The organism is Asticcacaulis sp. EMRT-3 (assembly GCF_030027245.1).
Taxonomy (GTDB): domain Bacteria; phylum Pseudomonadota; class Alphaproteobacteria; order Caulobacterales; family Caulobacteraceae; genus Asticcacaulis.
This window is the reverse complement of record NZ_JASERT010000002.1, coordinates 216,585-233,630: the sequence shown is the minus strand read 5'-3', so window position 1 is coordinate 233,630 and position 17,046 is coordinate 216,585. Positions and strand designations below refer to the sequence as shown.

At 60.3% G+C, this 17,046-nt stretch carries 9 protein-coding genes; 6 read left to right on the top strand and 3 right to left on the bottom strand.

Translation table 11 applies throughout. From position 1 onward, the window contains the following. Positions 1 to 3: 3 nt before the first annotated feature. The 5 genes from QB905_RS14255 (at position 4) to QB905_RS14235 (ending at position 10,479) form a co-directional block, all read left to right on the top strand. The gene (locus tag QB905_RS14255) at positions 4 to 3,306 is read left to right on the top strand and encodes a TonB-dependent receptor domain-containing protein (protein WP_282975812.1); all 3,303 of its coding nucleotides are present in this window, start codon (positions 4 to 6) and stop codon (positions 3,304 to 3,306) included. A gap of 427 nt (positions 3,307 to 3,733) precedes the next feature. Continuing rightward, a complete protein-coding gene (locus QB905_RS14250; protein WP_282975810.1) occupies positions 3,734 to 4,636 on the top strand; it encodes a pectinesterase family protein in 903 nt (300 codons plus the stop codon). A gap of 28 nt (positions 4,637 to 4,664) precedes the next feature. Then, entirely contained in the window at positions 4,665 to 5,624 is a 960-nt protein-coding gene (locus QB905_RS14245) for a rhamnogalacturonan acetylesterase (protein WP_282975809.1), read from the top strand. 2 nt (positions 5,625 to 5,626) lie between these two features. Next, positions 5,627 to 8,773, top strand: a complete 3,147-nt coding sequence (locus QB905_RS14240) for a sugar-binding domain-containing protein (RefSeq protein WP_282975807.1) — start codon at positions 5,627 to 5,629, stop codon at positions 8,771 to 8,773. Then, positions 8,770 to 10,479, top strand: a complete 1,710-nt coding sequence (locus tag QB905_RS14235; protein WP_282975805.1) for a glycoside hydrolase family 43 protein — start codon at positions 8,770 to 8,772, stop codon at positions 10,477 to 10,479. Before QB905_RS14240 ends, QB905_RS14235 begins: the two co-directional genes overlap by 4 nt. A 31-nt stretch (positions 10,480 to 10,510) precedes the next feature. On the opposite strand, the gene QB905_RS14230 is transcribed toward QB905_RS14235, so the two are convergent. Continuing rightward, a complete protein-coding gene (locus QB905_RS14230; protein ID WP_282975804.1) occupies positions 10,511 to 11,590 on the bottom strand; it encodes a LacI family DNA-binding transcriptional regulator in 1,080 nt (359 codons plus the stop codon). 533 nt (positions 11,591 to 12,123) lie between these two features. On the opposite strand from QB905_RS14230, the gene QB905_RS14225 reads away from it, so the two are divergent. Continuing rightward, positions 12,124 to 13,482: a pectate lyase family protein gene (locus tag QB905_RS14225; RefSeq protein ID WP_282975802.1), complete on the top strand. Its 1,359-nt coding sequence runs from the start codon at positions 12,124 to 12,126 to the stop codon at positions 13,480 to 13,482. A gap of 67 nt (positions 13,483 to 13,549) precedes the next feature. Here the strand turns inward: QB905_RS14225 and QB905_RS14220 are convergent, their stop codons facing one another. Together QB905_RS14220 and QB905_RS14215 are read right to left on the bottom strand one after the other, a co-directional pair. Then, the gene (locus QB905_RS14220) at positions 13,550 to 15,196 is read right to left on the bottom strand and encodes a carboxylesterase/lipase family protein (RefSeq protein ID WP_282975801.1); all 1,647 of its coding nucleotides are present in this window, start codon (positions 15,194 to 15,196) and stop codon (positions 13,550 to 13,552) included. A 53-nt stretch (positions 15,197 to 15,249) separates the two neighbouring features. Then, positions 15,250 to 16,845 (bottom strand): glycoside hydrolase family 28 protein, encoded by a 1,596-nt coding sequence (locus tag QB905_RS14215; RefSeq protein ID WP_282975799.1) that lies wholly within the window; start codon positions 16,843 to 16,845, stop codon positions 15,250 to 15,252. Positions 16,846 to 17,046: the final 201 nt, after the last annotated feature.

Sequence of the window (17,046 nt, the reverse complement as noted above, 5' to 3'; positions counted from 1 at the left end):
AGAATGAACACGAAGTCATCATATGCCAATCCTACGCGTAACCTGCTGCTGGCGGGCATTTCTCTGGCGGCGATTGTGTGGCAGGTGCCGGGTATCGCGGCGGCGCAGACGGCCAAATCCGATTCCGCAGATTCCAATACCGTCGTTGTTGTCACCGGCTATCGCGCGTCGCTGCAATCGTCGCTGAATGCGAAAAAACACGCCGATGTCATGCTCGACGCCATCACTTCGGACGACATCGCCTCCTTCCCGGAAGCCAATCTCGCTGAATCGCTGCAACGCATTCCCGGCATTTCGATCGACCGCGACAATGGCGAGGGCCGCCAGATTTCGGTGCGCGGACTGGGCGGCGATTTCACCCGCGTGCGCATCAATGGCATGGAGGCTTTGTCCACCGCCGGGGCCAATGATTCCGGCTCCAGCCCCAACAGTTCGCGCGCCTTTGACTTCAATACCTTCGCCTCCGAACTATTCAGCCGCGTGACGGTGCGCAAGAGCGCCTCGGCCGAAACCGATGAAGGCTCGCTGGGCGCCACGGTTGACCTGACCACCGGCCATCCGTTCGATTACAAGGGCCAGAAATTCGTCCTGTCGCTGGAAGATGCCTATTACGAAAACGGCAAGCACCAAAATCCGCGCATTGCCGGTCTTTATTCCAACCGCTGGTTCGGCGGCAAACTGGGCTTTCTGGTATCGGGCGCCTATCAGCAGCGCGACACCTCGATCAGCTCCTATGCCCGCCCACCCGGTTCATTCGACTACACGTACCGTGGCACGACCTGGCAAAAGGCCAAGGGCATCACGGCACCGAACATCTATGGTTTCGCAGTGCCCACCGGCACCGATCTGAGCGCCTATGGCATCACCAATCCGACGGCTATCGCCGCCCTGACCGGATCCGATCCCGCCGCCTATGCCGCCCTCTATCCCGACGGTACGGGCACGGCCTCGCTGGTGCGCATTCCGGCCCTGGCCACGCTCAATCAACAGGAACTGCATTCCGAGCGCCTGGGCATCACCTCTTCGCTGCAATGGCAGGTCAGTGATGATACGCGCGTCACGGTCGATTACCTGCATTCGCGCTTTCGCAATGAAAGCGTCAATTACCAGATCCAGAGCGTAGGCCTGAACCGCAACAACACCAATTCCACCTATTACACGGCGACTTCCAAGACCTCCACCGCGGTTAAACGCAAAATGTATCCGGGCCAATGTACACCCGCAGCAGGCTCGGATATTACCTACAGCCTCGATTGCGGTGCGCAACTCTACGGGACGACTCCAGCCTTTGCGACGGGTTCAGATGGCAAGGCCGCGGTGCTCGGCACCAACATATTCTCAGTAAACCCCAACAATCTTGACCCTTACGATTACTATAATAACCCGAATTCGGTTGGCTATACGCCCAGTTCGGACGGCATCGGTTTCCTGCCGTCTCTGATGGGTCGTCCGGCCACCAAGGTGCTGGCCGCCGATGTCAGCAACGGCGTGGCCGATTATCTGCAACTGGGCAATGTGGACTGGCGTTCGGGTGCCGATGCGGCCTATTACACCACCTTCTTTGATCAGCTTTCGACTCATATCGATCATACTTTCAACGACCGTCTCCATATGACCGCCGATATCGGTGCATCGCGCTCGCTCAACGACCAGGAAGGGCTGCTCGTTGAGTTCAACTCCATGGACCGTCCGGAGACCATGACCTATGACGCCCGTGGCGGCGGGTCGATGCCGCTTCTCGATCCAGGTTTTGACGTCTCCAATTCAAACAACTGGGGCATCGTCAAGGGCTTCTCGGCCATGCGGCACTACCGCACCCTGATCGAGAACAAGTATTATGCCGGCAAGTTCGATGTGGTCTGGGACTTTACCGACCATGACACACTGAAGTTCGGCATGACGGGTCGTCGTTATGATTTCTCAAGCCATCAGTGGCAGCGCCCGGTCGATACGTTAAACCCGACCGAAAAGGAGGCCGGCGTCACAGTCGCTTCGCTGGGATCGGTGCATGACTGGGGGCAGGGGCTGAGCGTGCCTGCGGGTATGCCGACCAGCTTCTTTGCGCCCGATCTGTCCGCCTTCTCCAAGACGTTTGGTTTCGACTGTAACTGCGTCAACAAGTATGGCGACTTCACCATCAGCGACAAGAAGAACAACACATCACAGTTCGGCGTACAGGAAAATGACCGCGCCGCCTATGTGCAGTGGGATTTCAACTATGCCATGCCGGTGGGCACTCTGAGCGGTAATCTGGGCCTGCGCCAGGTGGCCACGGATGTGCTGTCCACGGGCCGCGACAATAAGGGCCGCCCGCTGATCGGCACCCACAATTATTCGGACAGCCTGCCCTCGCTGAACCTGAACTACCAGTTGACCGACAATCTCTATTTCCGCTTCGCGGCAGCCAAGGTGATGGCGCGTCCGCTGCTCGGCAATCTGTCGCCGGCCGTCACGGCGATCAGCGTGCCAAGTACGGGTAATACAACCGGCGGCACACTGTCGATCGGCAACCCTCAGCTTAGCCCATTCCGCGCTGATGATTTCGATGCCGATGTGGAATGGTACTTCAAGAAGAACGCCCTTCTGTCGTTTGCAGTGTTCACCAAGAAGGTGAATTCTTATCCGCAGACCATCATCTATTCGGCGCCTCTGTCCACCTTCCTGAGCGCCGACAATATCGCGGCGCTCAGGCAGCAGTTCACCAATCCCGACCAGCTCGCTTATATCGATGGCGACAATACGTTCGATGCGCGTCAGTATCGCGATGCACCGGGCGGCACCCTGTCGGGTTGGGAGTTTGACTATCAGGAGGATCTTGATTTCCTGCCGGGCTTCCTAAAGAATCTGGGTGTGCAGTTTAACGCCACGCACATTCAGTCAAAGCTGACCTATATCCTCGACCCAGGCAGCGCCACCAAGCCGCAAACTCTTGGTTCTGGCCCATGGCTGGGCGCTTCACCCGATGCGGTCAACTTCACCCTCTATTACGAAGTGCCGCAATTTACGGCGCGTGTGTCGGTGGCTAAGCGTTCGGGCTATTATACCAACTACCCGATTGCCGCCGGTGCGTGCGCGCCGGGAGCTTGTGACTCGCCGCTGATCAATGATTTTGCCGGATCCAAGGGCACGACCAATGTGGATGCGGTCTTCAACTGGAATTTCGACGAGCATCTGAGTGCCCGTCTCGAAGGTTTGAATCTCACAAACCAGACGACAAATCGCTATGCCTATGTGGCCAATCCCGTGGTCACACAGTACGCGTCAACAGGTCGTCAGATAACGATTGGCCTGCGCTACAAGTATTAATCAGACCTGCGTTCACCCCCCTGCGCCGCCGTCGTACACTCCCCACTTCGGCGGCCAGATCTCCAGCTCCCCGTTTTGCGCCTGAGTATCACCGCAAAAAAGCTGGATCCTTGGCGCCGGTTTACAAAAACCGGCGCCATTTTTTTACAGGTGTCATCGATGCAGCCGATTGCCCTGCTTGCGCAGGGTATGAGGCTGGGCCTAGAGCAACGAGCGTTTAATTTGACTTACAAATTGAATGCGAGATGCGGAAAAACGTAAAATGGAGAGCGGGTTGCATTCCTTTGACCGATTCAATCAGAATGCAGACCGCTCTAGGTTTGCCAAACAGACGTAACAGGGACTAAAAACCATGAAAGTCTTCCTTTGCCTCACTGCGTGCCTGCTTGCGTTTTTGCCGGTTCTGACACAGGCGCAGGCCATCACGATGTCCGCCGACGGAAGGGGGGCTTATCCCACCGTGCAGGCCGCTGTTGACGCCCTGCATGACACCGGTGGCGAAATCGATCTTCAGCCCGGCACCTACCGCGAAAAGGTGACGATCAGCGGCGATAATGTGCATCTGAAAGGGCTGGGCGCCAAGCCTGATGATGTCGTCATCGTCTGGGGCGACAGCGCTGCCAACACCGGCTCGACGTTTAAATCGCAAACCGTGCTCGTCACCGGCGATGGCTTTCACGCCGACAATCTCACCATCCAGAATGACTATTCCAAACACAGTGATGTCGGCTCGCAGGCTGTGGCCCTGTCCCTGACCGGCGACAAGGATGTGCTGACCCATGTGCGCCTGCTCGGCGCGCAGGATACGCTGTACGTCAATAAGGGGCCGGACGGGCGCATGAGCCGCGACTATTTCGCCGACTGTTTTATCGAAGGCCATGTCGATTTCATCTTCGGCAATGCCAAGGCCTATTTTCAGGGCTGCGAAATCCATGGCATTGCCCATTCCGAAGTGATGTACACAGCCCAAAGCCGCAATGCCCCCGATGAGGACAGCGCCTTCGTCTTTGATCACTGCACCTTTACGGCGGGTGCCGGCGCACAGAATGTCAGCCTTGGCCGTCCGTGGCGGGCCTATGCCTCTGTTGTGCTGCTCAATGCGAACATCAAAACACCGCTGGTCAAGGGCGGCTGGCGCGAATGGCATCCGGGCGAAACCGACAGGCTCAAAACCACCTATTACGCCGAATATCAATCGACCGGCCCCGGCGCTGACCCGACCGGCCGCGAGCCTTACAGCTATCAGCTTACCGATGCGCAGGCCGCCCGGTGGCGCTTAGACAGCTTCTTCAAGGGCGATACCGACTGGTTGCCCAAAGACGCCCGATAAACACCCATAACAATACAGGAAACGCCACATGAAACCGCTTTTTTTCACCACCCTGTGCGCCGCTGCCCTGATGGCCGCCCCGGCTCTGGCGCAAGTCCAGCCGACCTATAGTCCCGCCCCGCCGCACCTGTCGGCGGATCAGTTGCCCGCCGTGACCGATGCGGCCAAGCGCGCGGCGATCAAACATATCGAACCCGACAAGATCATTCTGGTCGGCGATTCCACCACCCAGGTCGGCAGCGGCTGGGGCGGCGCCTTTTGCGACAACCACGTCACTTCGTTCCTTTCGTGCCTCAATCTGGCGCGCGGCGGACGCGGCACGTTTGATTATCGCGCCGAAGGCTCATGGGATATTGCGCTCGGCGAAATGAAAGTGCCGGGCTACCGCCACGTCTATGTGCTGATCCAGTTCGGCCATAACGATCAGCCGGGCAAGCCGGGACGCTCCACCGACCTTTATACGGAATATCCGGCCAATCTGGCGCGCTATGTCAAGGAGGTGCGCGCCGCCGGGGCCATTCCGGTGCTGGTGACGCCGCTGACGCGACGCTCGTTCAAAAACGGCTCGTTGCAGGCCGATCTGAACGCCTGGGCGGAAGCCGTGCGCAAGGTGGCTGCCGACACCCACACGCCGCTGGTCGATCTCAACAAGGCGTCGACCGACGCCGTGCAGGCGATGGGGCCGGTTGCCGCGATCAGCCTGTCAGAAACGCCGCCGCCGTCTTTCGTGATCGATGCCGCGAAGACCGGCACCACGGTCGGCGCGCCGAAAAACGGCAAGCCCGCGCCGGAAATGGCCAATGAGACGCTCGATACGCCGCAAGGCCATCCGACAGTGGTGTTTGACTATACCCACCTTGGCCCCAGGGGCGCGGAATATTTCGCCCATATGGTGACGGTCGAACTGGCGAAAGCCGTGCCCGATCTGCGCCGCGAGCTGGTCGATAAACTCTATCCCACCCCCTATGACATGCCCGCTGGATATTGATCATGCGCCAGATTGATCGTCGCCGCCTGCTGGGCCTGACCGCCGCAGCCCCGCTTGCCCTGAGCGCCGTCAGGGCGTCCGCCGACACGCCCATGCCTGCCTCCGGCCATCTGGGGCAGGCCATGCCCATCCCCGATGAAGGCTGGCAGATGTGGCTGGATCCGAAGGCGACATGGCAGGACGACGCCATCTACCTGCCCGATGATGTGCCGCCGCTTGACACCCTGCCGGTTCATCCGCCCACAGGTGGCTGGGCGCAACTCACAACAGCCGCCTCGCGCGAGGTGACGCTGCCTGCCACGGTCGAGCAGTTCGACTGGGGCCAGTTTGGCCTTAGGCCCTACACAGCCGATGAATATCGCTATGCCGATGACGATCCCGTGCCGCAAAACGGTGCCTATGTCGGCATTTCGTGGTGGTGGCGCGACATCGCCATTCCGGCCTCGGCGCACGGCCAGCAGGTCTTTCTGCATATCCGGGGCGCGCGCCTGCGGGCCGAGGTGTTTCTCAATGAAAATCTGGTCGGTTATTCGATCATGTCGGAACTGCCGATCACCTGCGATCTGAGCGCCGCCATGCGTCCCGGTGAGGCGAACCGGCTGGCCATCCGCCTGACCAATCCGGGCGGGCGCTATGACTGGAAGGATTCCAACAGCCTCACCTGGGGCCATGTGAAATTCTATGAATCGCACGGCTTTGGCGGGCTCGACCGCGGCCTGGCCTTGAGCCTTCACCCCAGGGCGGGCCGCATAGGTGACGCCTGGGTGCTGAACGTGCCCGAACCGCGCACCATGACCGCCCATCTGGAGCTGGAACTGGCCGCGCCGGTCAGCGCCGGGGCTTTAAAATCGCAACTGAGCGCCAGCCTGATGGATGATCAGGGCCAGCCCGTCGCCGCCGATGTCACGCTCGAAGACGTGCAGATCAAGGGCCGTCTCGCCACGGCGCGGTTTCGCCTCAGCGCGCCCACGGCGAAGGTTTGGGATCTCGATACGCCCAACCTGTACCGCGTGCAGCTCGTCTGGTGCGATGGTGCGGCGCGTGACAGCGCCGAGGTGCGTTTCGGTTTTCGCTGGTACAGTCCCGAAGGCATCGGCTCCAATGCCATGCTGCGGCTCAATGGCCACCGTATCAAGGCCTATTCGGCGATTTCGTGGGGCTATTGGGGCTATAACGGCCTGTGGCCGACGCCCGAACTGGCAAGGCGCGAGGTGACGGCGGCCAAAACGCTCGGCCTCAATGCGCTCAGTTTCCACCGCAATGTCGGCAAGCGCGAAGTGCTCGATCGTCAGGACGAGATGGGCCTGTTGCGCAGCATGGAGCCGGGCGCGGGGCGGCAAGCCATCGGGCGCGATCTCAAGCCGGGCGAAAGTCTGTCGGTCGCCGATCGTTTCAGCCGCGATTTCATGGTGGCCAAGTGCAAGGCGATGGTGCGCGCCTTTCGTTCGCACCCCAGCCTTGTCCATTACACGCTGCAAAACGAGGTATCGGCCAATCTCAGCAACCCCGATGTCGAAGCGGTGCTGGCCGCCATGCACGCCCTCGATCCCAGCCGCACGGTTATCCTCAATGACGGCTTTGTCGGACGCGGCGCGGCGCAGGCCATGTTCCTGCCCTATGATGATCACTATTACCGCTCGGACGTGGAAAAGGCCGGTGGCTGGTGGGTCAATCATCAGGGGGCGGGCGATCAGTGGTACGATAAGTTCTACGTCGATAAGGACGACTTTGTGCATCGTGAAACCATGCCGGAAGCCATTGTCGAATTTGGCGAAATGGAAGGTTGCGCGGTCTGCGACGATCATGTGAGGATGGTGGCCGACATCCTGCAACACGGCGGTCACGCCTACGATCTGGCCGATCATCAGGCGATTATCGCCGGGGCGGGCGGCTTTCTCGATCAATGGGGTTTCCGTGAGGCTTTTCCGACCACGGAGAGCTATTTCCTCGCCGTCGGCCAGAAGCAGTATGACTCCTGGCAGAACTATCTCGAAAACATCCGCATCTGCGATCAGGTCGATATGGCGGCGATCAGCGGCTGGGAATCGACGGCCATCGAAAACCATTCCGGCATTGTCGATAATCTGCGCTATTTTCATGCCGATCCGGCGCGCATGTCCGTCAGCCTGATGCCGGTGCGACCGGTCGCCAAGCAAAGGCGCATGACCTATGCGCAGGGCGAGGCGGCGGAACTCGATCTGTGGCTGCTCAATGATACGGGCGCGGCGGTAACCGGCAGGCTGCATTTAAGCGTCATTGATCAGGCGGGGCAGACGACGCCCATCGGCTATTACGATGTGCCAGCCCAGACGGCGGATGTGTTCAGCTATCTGGTCGCCGAAAAAGTAATGACGCCGGTGCTGAAAGGCGAGGGCGCACACACCATCCTGTTTGAGCTTGAGGGCCGTCCGGGCGTGACCTTCCGCCGCCAGCTCTGGGTGGTGGATACGGGGGTGAAGCTCGCCAGACCCCTGCGGATCGCCGTTTCAGGCATTGCTACATCCCTGCGCGATCAGCTTTCCGCCCTGCCGGGCGTCACCCTTGCCGATTTCACGGCGGGCGGTGCCTATGACGCCGTGATCGCTTCGGGCCTCAAGGCCGATGAGATCGCCCGCCGCCAGATCGGTGACCAGACCGGCAATGAAGCCGCGCCAAAAAAAGGTGAAAAGCCGCCGCTGGTCCTGGGACAGGTGCCGGACGATGTGCTGGAGGCGGTGAGCAAAGGCCTGCCGCTGCTGGTCATGGCCCCGGAAGACGGTCTGGCCGACGGCATCGCCCGCCAGCTTTCACAGCTTGGCCTGTTCGGCTATTCGGGTCAGGTGGGTGATTTGCGCGCGCCGTGGATGGGCAACTGGAACGTGCTGCGCCGCCATCCGGTTTTCTCAGGCATCCCGACGGACTGTTGCGCCGGGCTGTGGCACCAGATCGAGGGGCCGCCGTCCAATGGCCTGCGCGTGGCAGGCGAGGGCATCGAGATCATCGCCGCCTATTCGCGTGACCATGACCGCCTGATGGGCGCTGCCTCGTTTAGGGTACGCAAGGATAAGACGAAGCTTTTGTTTCATCGTATGCCCGATATGGTGGCCCCCTTGCAAACCCGCTTCCTGATCAATGCCCTGAATGAACTGACAGATGGCCTGACGCTATGAGATATGTGCTGATTTTCACCCTGATGCTGTTCGCGGCTCCGGGGCTGGCGGCGACGCCGGTTCCGGGCGCGTGGGTGCCCGATCAGGGTGACGGCAGCTATCGCAATCCGGTGCTGCAAGGCGATTATTCCGATCCTGACGCCATCCGGGTGGGTGATGATTTTTACCTGACCTCGTCCTCATTCAGCAATGTGCCCGGCCTGCCCATTCTGCATTCCAGGGATATGGTCAACTGGCAGATTATCGGCCACGCCCTGCCGCAACTGAACCCTGTCGATCATTACCGCACGCCGCGCCGTGGCGGCGGGGTATGGGCACCAGCGCTTCGCTTTCATGCCGGACGGTTCTACATCTATTACCCTGATCCAGATTTCGGCATCTATATGGTCAGCGCCCGCGATCCGAAAGGGCCGTGGAGCGCGCCGGTACTGGTGGACGCCACCAAAGGCGCCATCGATCCGTGTCCGTTCTGGGACGATGATGGCCGGGCCTATCTGATCCACGCCTTCGCCAAATCGCGGGCGGGCAAGAACAATATGCTGGTGTTGAAGCCCATGAATGCCGACGGGACGCATACATTGGGCGAGGGCAGGGTGCTGATCGATGGCGCGCATCTGCCGCAGGTGAAAACCTCGCTCGGCATGGCGGACTGGTCGGTGATCGAAGGGCCGAAGCTCTATAAGCGCGATGGCTGGTACTATATCTTCGCCCCCGCTGATGGCGTCAAGAATGGCTGGCAGGCCGTGTTTCGCGCCCGCACCATCAATGGCCCCTATGAGGCGCGCGACGTGATGGATCAGGGGCCGCCCGATGATTTAGGCCCCGCCAACGGCCCGCATCAGGGCGCGCTGGTGGATGCGCCGGATGGCAAGAGCTGGTTCCTGCATTTTCAGGACACCGACTCCTATGGCCGCCGCGTCTGGCTGGAGCCGGTGACATGGAAAAACGACTGGCCGGTGATCGGACGTGAGGGTGACAATGGTATTGGCCGACCGGTGGCGGGCGGGCAAAAGCCGGTTCAGGGCCAACCCGTCTCGATCCCGGTGACCGGCGATGATTTCGCGCATGGCCTGAACCTCGGCTGGCAATGGAACGCCAATCCCGGCGCGGACTGGGCCGATACCTCCACGCCCGGTCTGTTGCGCCTCAAGGCCGTGCCGTCATCGGCCAATCTGTGGGAGGCGGGCAATGTGCTGACACAAAAGCTGCCCGCTATGGGTTTCAGCGTCACAACCCGGATGACATTTGCGCCGCGCAATATCGGCGAGCGGGCGGGACTAATCCTGTTTGGCCGCGCCTATGGCTTTATCGGTCTGGTCAATACCGCCCAGGGTGTGCGCATCGAACAGGTGGTGCGCGACAGCGCCAAGGCCAACGCGCCGGAAACGACGGATGTGGCCGATGCGGCTGTCAGCGGCCCGGTGTGGCTGAAGATGACGCTGGTGCCCTATCAACATGCAACGGGGCCATCCGAATATAGTCCGCAATGGCCGGCCATGCTGACCCTGACCGATGCAAAGGTCAGTTTCAGCTACAGCCTTGATGGGCAGACCTTCACGCCGCTGGGTAATGATTTCGTCAGCCAGCCCGGTGAATGGGTCGGCGCGCAGATCGGCCTGTTCGCGCAAGCGCCTTATGGCACGCCAGGCGCATCAGCGGTGGGTAACGGATCGGCGACGTTCGGGCCGGTGAGGGTCTTGAGATGATGCGCACCTCATTGAGCGTAATTTCGGGGACTTACAATGTCTGAGGGTCGCAAAGAGGTGGGCTGGTCGAACCGCGCACAACAAGTATGGACTCAAAGTGAATCAGGCGTGCATCGTGCTCGCCGATCAGGCATTCGGCGGCGGCGCGGCCCATATTCGTGATCGGCATACGCACCGTGGTGAGCGGCGGCGACACCCACGAGGCGATCGGGCTGTCGTCAAAGCCGATCAGGCTGAGATCGCCGGGAATCTTCAGGCCCAGTTCCATGGCGGCGCGATAGACGCCGGTGGCCATCTCGTCATTAGCAGCGAAGATGGCGGTGGGGCGCTGCGGCAGACTCAACAAGGTTTGCGCAGCCTCATAACCGGAATCGAACGTATAGGCGCCCTCGATACGATGATCCTTGGCAAGAGCAAGGCCGTGGGCGGCCAGCCCTTCGTTAAAGCCGAGATCGCGTTCCACCGAAGAAGCGTAGCCGGCGGGGCCGGTAATGAAGCCGATGCGCCTGTGGCCGAGTCCGATCAGGTGTTCGGCGGCGGCGCGGCAACTGGCGCGATCGAGAGATATGACCTGATGGCCGTGCGACAAGGCTGTGCCGGGGGAGCCGGGATGGGCGGTGATGCGCACAAAAGGCACATCATACTCTTCCAGCAGGGTCAGCAGTTCGGCATTCTCCGACAGGGGTGGCAGGATGATGACGCCCGCCGGACGCTGCACTTCGATAAAGTCACGCAGGTCTTTGGAGAAGTCCGGGCTTTTGCGGTCGCAGGGATGGACCACCAGCTCGATTCCCGAACCACGCAGGCGTTCAAGCACGCTGGCCTGCATGGTGACGATATATTGCGCGTTGGGATTGTCATAGATCATCGAAATGAGGAAGGAGCGGCGAAAGGCCAGGCTTCGCGCCTGAGGCGTAGGCCGGAAATTGACGCGCGCGATCACTTCATTGACCCGTTCGCGCGTTTCCTCGCGCACATTGGGCGAATTGTTGATAATCCGCGATACGGTCTTCTTGGAAACCTTGGCCAGTCGCGCCACGTCATTGATGGTGGCACGGCGGCGGCGCGATTCGAATTCGGCGAAATCTCCCTGTTCGGATGCTTCTGACATGGATTTCTTTCGTTATAAACGGCCGGGCCTGGACAGCCCGCACACAGTTGCAAGCTATGCAATAAATATTCATGAATGGTCACGCCGCTTTGCGCAACGATAAAAGAACAGCTTGCCAAAGACCTGCATTTTGATTTATGACACCGGTTACCAAAGACGATTTCCCGCACCGGCGCAAGCGTTCTGTCCGGCGAGGTTTTTCAGCATAGAGCGCATTTCGATCTGATAGACTCAGATCGGCGCTCTAAGGTTTTGTTTTATCGCTCTTCCTTATCCAAAAAATGGATCCACATTTTAGGAAACGCTCTCATGTCGATGAACACGCTGTCGATCCTCCATTTTACGTTTTCCGCATCTCGCATGCAATTTGTACGTCAAATGAAACGCGCGTTGCTCTGGCGCGCTGTCAGAAGCGCTGACGCAGAGCCACGATATGTTGCGCCACTAAGGGATCACTCTTTGGCACAGAAATGATACCGGTTACCTAAATTTTATAAAAGGCCAAAAGGCCAGTAAAACAGGGAATTTATACTATGCTGAAAACACTATCCACGCTGGCTCTGGCAGCCGTCATCGGGCTTCCTGCCAGCGCTTTGGCGATGACGTCTGACGCCACGGTCACGCCGGGTTACCACCTCAACCGCTCGACCTATGATATTCTCGGCTGGGCGAAAGACACCAAGGGTGGCCGGGGCGGGCGCATCATCCGCGTCACCAATCTCAACAAGGATGGGCCCGGTTCGTTCCGCGCAGCGGTTGAGGCCAAAGGGCCGCGCATCATCGTGTTCGAAGTCGGCGGGGTGATTGACCTTGATTCCGATTCGATCCGCATCAGCGAGCCTTACGTCACCATTGCGGGCCAGACCGCGCCGTCGCCGGGAATCACCTTCATCAAGGGTGAGTTCAACATCGCCACCCATGACGTGATCATGCAGCACGTCATGGTGCGCACCGGCGAGGCGGGCCATGCGAAGAAAAGCGGCTGGGAGGCGGATGGCCTGTCCACGCGCTCGGCCTGGAATGTCATCGTCGATCATTGCTCGTTCTCGTGGGCGACCGATGAAAACCTGTCCACCTCCGGCCCGCGTTTCGACGGCAAGGATGTCCATGAATGGCGGCAGAACACCTCGCATAACATCACCTACAGCCATGATCTTGTTTATGAGGGCCTGCGCAATTCGACGCACGGCAAGGGCGAGCATTCCAAGGGCGGGCTGATCCACGACAACAATACCGGCATTCTTTTATACGCCAATCTCTACGCTTCAAACGAGGAGCGCAACGCCCTGTTCAAGGGCGGGGTTCATGCCGCCGAGATCAACACCATGATCTACAATCCCGGCCAGAAGGCGGTGCATTACAACCTGATCGCCCACGAATGGGAGACGCATCCGTTTGAAACCGGCATAATCACCCTGATCGGCAATGTCTATCGTCAGGGGCCGGATTCGCGCGCGGGCCTGCCGCTGTTCACGCTGGGCGGCGACGGCGATGTCGATCTTTACATGCGCGACAATATCGCCGTCGATATGTACGGCAATCCGCTGCCGATGACCGGAACCTACACGACCGGCTCCGCCAAGATCATCGAAGCCAGGACGCCGTATCTGCCCGACGACATCAAGATTATTCCGGCCAGTAAGCTTGAGGACGAAATTTATGAATCGGTCGGTGCCCGTCCGTGGGACCGCGACGATGTCGATTTCAAGATTCTGTCGGATGTGGCCGAAGGGCGTGGCGAGATCATCGATTCCGAGGCGCAGAACTATTACGGCTATCCGAACTACAAGCCGACGAGCCGCCCCTTTGTCGTGGCCGACTGGACTCTCGACGATATGAGTCCGAAGGCGGGCTGGGCATCACTGTACGTCCACGCCTACCCTAAGCACTGAACGGGCAAACCGACCGGATGGCCAAGCGTCTGTCCGGTCGGAACCTCCGGAGCTCGCTGCGAAGGGGTTAGGTGCCCTGCTGGATAAACGGCACCCTGGCGAACAGCTTGCGCTCTTCGCCGCGCGGATCATTGACTAGCTGTGGCGTCACATTCATCACCATCGTTTCGCGTTTTTCGAGCGAATAGGGCGTCCAGGCGGGCAGGGCGTTCGTCTGGGGCGAACCTGAGCGTGCAAAGGCGATGAAGGCGTCGGAGAACAGATCGGCCATATGACGGGCATCCTGCCCGTTGCCCGACAGCGATCCCGGCACCGCCGTGTTGCGGAAAACAAGTGGAATATCAATCATGTGCTGGGCGCGGTATTTGCCGCCGTCGCGCGGTGAACTGAAATCGACCTGATAGGCGAAGGCGGGCGCCCCTTGGCGGGCGCGGGCCTCGTCCTCCTCGATGGCGCCGCGCCATGACCGGCCAGCCGTGCTAGCCGCAAAAAAGACCTCGCTCGGTGTCATGGCGGGATAGAGTTTGCGGTAGGTTTCGATGACCAGATACGGGTCAATATCGACGCGATAGGCCGGCGGCAGCCTGGCGGGCAGTTCGTCCCATGTCAGCTCGAAATTGTGCGGATCATTGCCGAGGAAGGCGCGCGTCTCATCGTGGGTGTTGCCGATCATCATCGGAATATGGCGCGATTGCTCCGGCGCGTCGGGCCAGAAGGGGTGGCGGAACAGGATCGTCTCATCCAGCACCGGGCCGAAATAGAGGCCGCCTGAGCCGATCACGGGGTCTGTGGCGTGCAGGGCGTCGATCAGCGCGGCTATCGGCAGGGTCTGGATTTTGGCGAGGCTGTCGGCATCGCTACCGAGGCCAAGCGCCTTCAGATAGGCTTGCGCGCGTAACGTCGCATTGCCGGGGCCGGACGCCGTCACCTGCTGGCCGCTCATGGTGGCGGCGCGGTGGAACAGGCCCGTCGCGGCGGGCGTGGCCATCATGGTGGCGATCTTGGCCCCGCCGCCCGATTGTCCGAACACCATGACGCACTCCGGATCGCCGCCGAAGCTGGCTATATTGTCACGCACCCATGTGAGCGCCAGATGCAGGTCCATCTGACCGGTATTGCCGGAATATTGGAGGGGTCTTAACGTGTCGGGCGTGTGCTCAAGGCGCGAAGCGTTAGTACCGCCCGACACAGCGCGTTCTAAACGCGCCAGATAGAGATACCCGAAACTGTTGAGGCGGTGATTGACCGTCACCACCACCACGTCGCCATGCGTGGCGAGATTTGTGCCGTCATACAGCGGATCGGAGCCCGAGCCGGAATTATAGGCCCCGCCGTGGATGTAAAACAGCACAGGACGTTTTTTGGCCGGGCTGGCTTGCGGTGTCCAGATATTGAGAAACAGGCAGTCTTCCGATTGCGGGCAGTCATCGGGCTTGCCGCTTTGCGGGGCGGCGTTGCCGTAGGTTTCGGCGGCGGCGATGTCATGCCACGGTTCGGGTTTCACCGGCGGCTGGAAACGCGCCCGGCCGGTATCCGCACCATAGCGCAGGCCGAGGAAGACGGCGCACCCACCCTTGACCTGACCACGCACCCGTCCGTTCGTGGTGGTGACCACGGGTGCGGCGGTTTGGGAAAAGGCGGGGGCGGCCGTCGCGGGTAAGGTGATGGCGGCGGCTGCCGTGCCCAATCCGATCAGGGTTTCGCGACGGTTCATAAGCAGTCTCCCATTCTTATCCCTCTCCCCATGCGCATGGGGAGAGGGGAAGGTTAAATCGGCGAATCGGCCAGCACGTCCGACAGTTTCGGGAAGGCCGCCGAGCAATCGCGCGGCGCGGCATCGCCCGTGCGCTGGTCGTCCACCGTCACATCGCGGTCGGTCGAGGGCTTGATCAGACCGGCAAAGCTGACCGGACCGGGGCCGAAAATAACGTGGGTGGCCAGCGGATCGGGGCCGTCTTTCGGGTTGTGATTGCCGATGACGAGCGGTGTCTGATCGAAGACGACATTATCAAAACGCACGCCCAACGGCAGATGCTGACCCTGATCATCAAAGCCGCGCAGCACGATGCGCTGCTTATCCTTGAATTTCACGCTGCCGAGATCATGGACATTGCGCAAGGTAATGTCGGCAAAATCGGGAAAGTCCGTGCCCGACTTTTTGGCATAGGCGGTGTCAAGCACGATGGGATTGAGCTGGCCGCGCATACAGATGTCTTCAAACACCACATTCGTCACCTTGCCGCCGCGGGAAGCGTCCGACTTGATGCGCAGACCGTTATTCTGGGCGCTGTCCATGCCGTCGAGCGACAGGTCATAGACGTGGATGTCATGATCGCCGGAATCGGTTTCGGAGCCCAGCGACATGCCATGACCATAATAGAAATGGTTGTGGGCAATGGTGATCAGGCTGGCGGGTGCGTCGCCATGCGCCTTGATGGCGACATTGTCATCGCCGGTCGAGATATAGCTATAGGCCAGAAGCACATGGTCGGACTGGCCTGGATCGAAGCCGTCCGTGTTCTTGACCGTTTCGGGCGTGAAGCAGGTGGCGGGCGTTACCGTGTCAGGTGTCGAACCTTCCGGGCAGGCGTAACCCGGCTTCGTATAGACCATCGACGGCGACAGGATGCGGATACCCCAGGCGGTGAAGCCACTCAGGCCGTTGGAAACGATGTGAAAATTCGGGCTGTTCTCAAAGGTGACGCCGTGCAGGATGAAATCCTTGCCGCCGTCAATCTGCAACAGGCGGAAATTATGCTGGATCAGGCCCTGTTTGGTCTGCCAGGCCACGTCCCACCACGAGCGCTTGCCGGCGTTCGGGCCGCTCAGCAAAAGGGAGCCGCCGCGCCCGTCGATCCTGCCTGCGCCGACGATCCCGGCATGATCGGCATTCTTTGTCCAGATCAGCGAGGTGCAGGATTTTTTGCCAACCCGGTTGGCCGTGCCGCAGTCGCCGGGGCCATTATCATAGTCCTTTGGATCACGTGAGGCGAACAGCGTGACGCCGTTGTCGATCCACAGGATGACGCCGGTTCTGAGCTGGATCGGCGAGGTCAGGAAGCCGTCCTCACCGTGTTCGCCCGCCACCAGCTTCACCGCCCCATCATGGCAGGCGTCGATCGCCATTTGCAGCCGTTCCTGGTCGGGGTGGGTGGTCTTGCCCTGCGCATCGACCGCATCAAGCGAACCGTGATCCGAGGTCAGGGTGGCCTTCAGGGTGGCGCAAACATGCGTCGGCATGGCCGGTTCGCTGACCAGCCCCCATTGGGTCTGCACGGGTGCGTCAGCCGCCCGCGCAATGCCAGCCAGCAGCGCGAACGCCGCGCAGGCGGTGATCAGATGGATTTTGGAAACCGGTGTCATATAGCTGTGTCCCTGTTCGCCCGTGATATTTTGACAATGGATTTTTGGGCTGTTGGCCATCTTTGTGCGGCCTCAGTCCACCCTTTGTCAATCCCCGCTATTGACAGAAAAGTGACTTCGAGGGGCGCGGAAACGGAAGACGGACGAATCGTGACGCGACATGCGTTATGAGCGGCTGCAACTTCAGTCCAGTCCGCGCTA

Bases quoted from the DNA above. Each gene is read 5' to 3' on its own strand.
- QB905_RS14255 (WP_282975812.1), top strand. From the start codon at position 4: ATGAACACGAAGTCATCATATGCCAATCCTACGCGTAACCTGCTGCTG.
- QB905_RS14250 (WP_282975810.1), top strand. From the start codon at position 3,734: ATGTCCGCCGACGGAAGGGGGGCTTATCCCACCGTGCAGGCCGCTGTT.
- QB905_RS14245 (WP_282975809.1), top strand. From the start codon at position 4,665: ATGAAACCGCTTTTTTTCACCACCCTGTGCGCCGCTGCCCTGATGGCC.
- QB905_RS14240 (WP_282975807.1), top strand. From the start codon at position 5,627: ATGCGCCAGATTGATCGTCGCCGCCTGCTGGGCCTGACCGCCGCAGCC.
- QB905_RS14235 (WP_282975805.1), top strand. From the start codon at position 8,770: ATGAGATATGTGCTGATTTTCACCCTGATGCTGTTCGCGGCTCCGGGG.
- QB905_RS14230 (WP_282975804.1), bottom strand. From the start codon at position 11,590: ATGTCAGAAGCATCCGAACAGGGAGATTTCGCCGAATTCGAATCGCGC.
- QB905_RS14225 (WP_282975802.1), top strand. From the start codon at position 12,124: ATGCTGAAAACACTATCCACGCTGGCTCTGGCAGCCGTCATCGGGCTT.
- QB905_RS14220 (WP_282975801.1), bottom strand. From the start codon at position 15,196: ATGAACCGTCGCGAAACCCTGATCGGATTGGGCACGGCAGCCGCCGCC.
- QB905_RS14215 (WP_282975799.1), bottom strand. From the start codon at position 16,845: ATGACACCGGTTTCCAAAATCCATCTGATCACCGCCTGCGCGGCGTTC.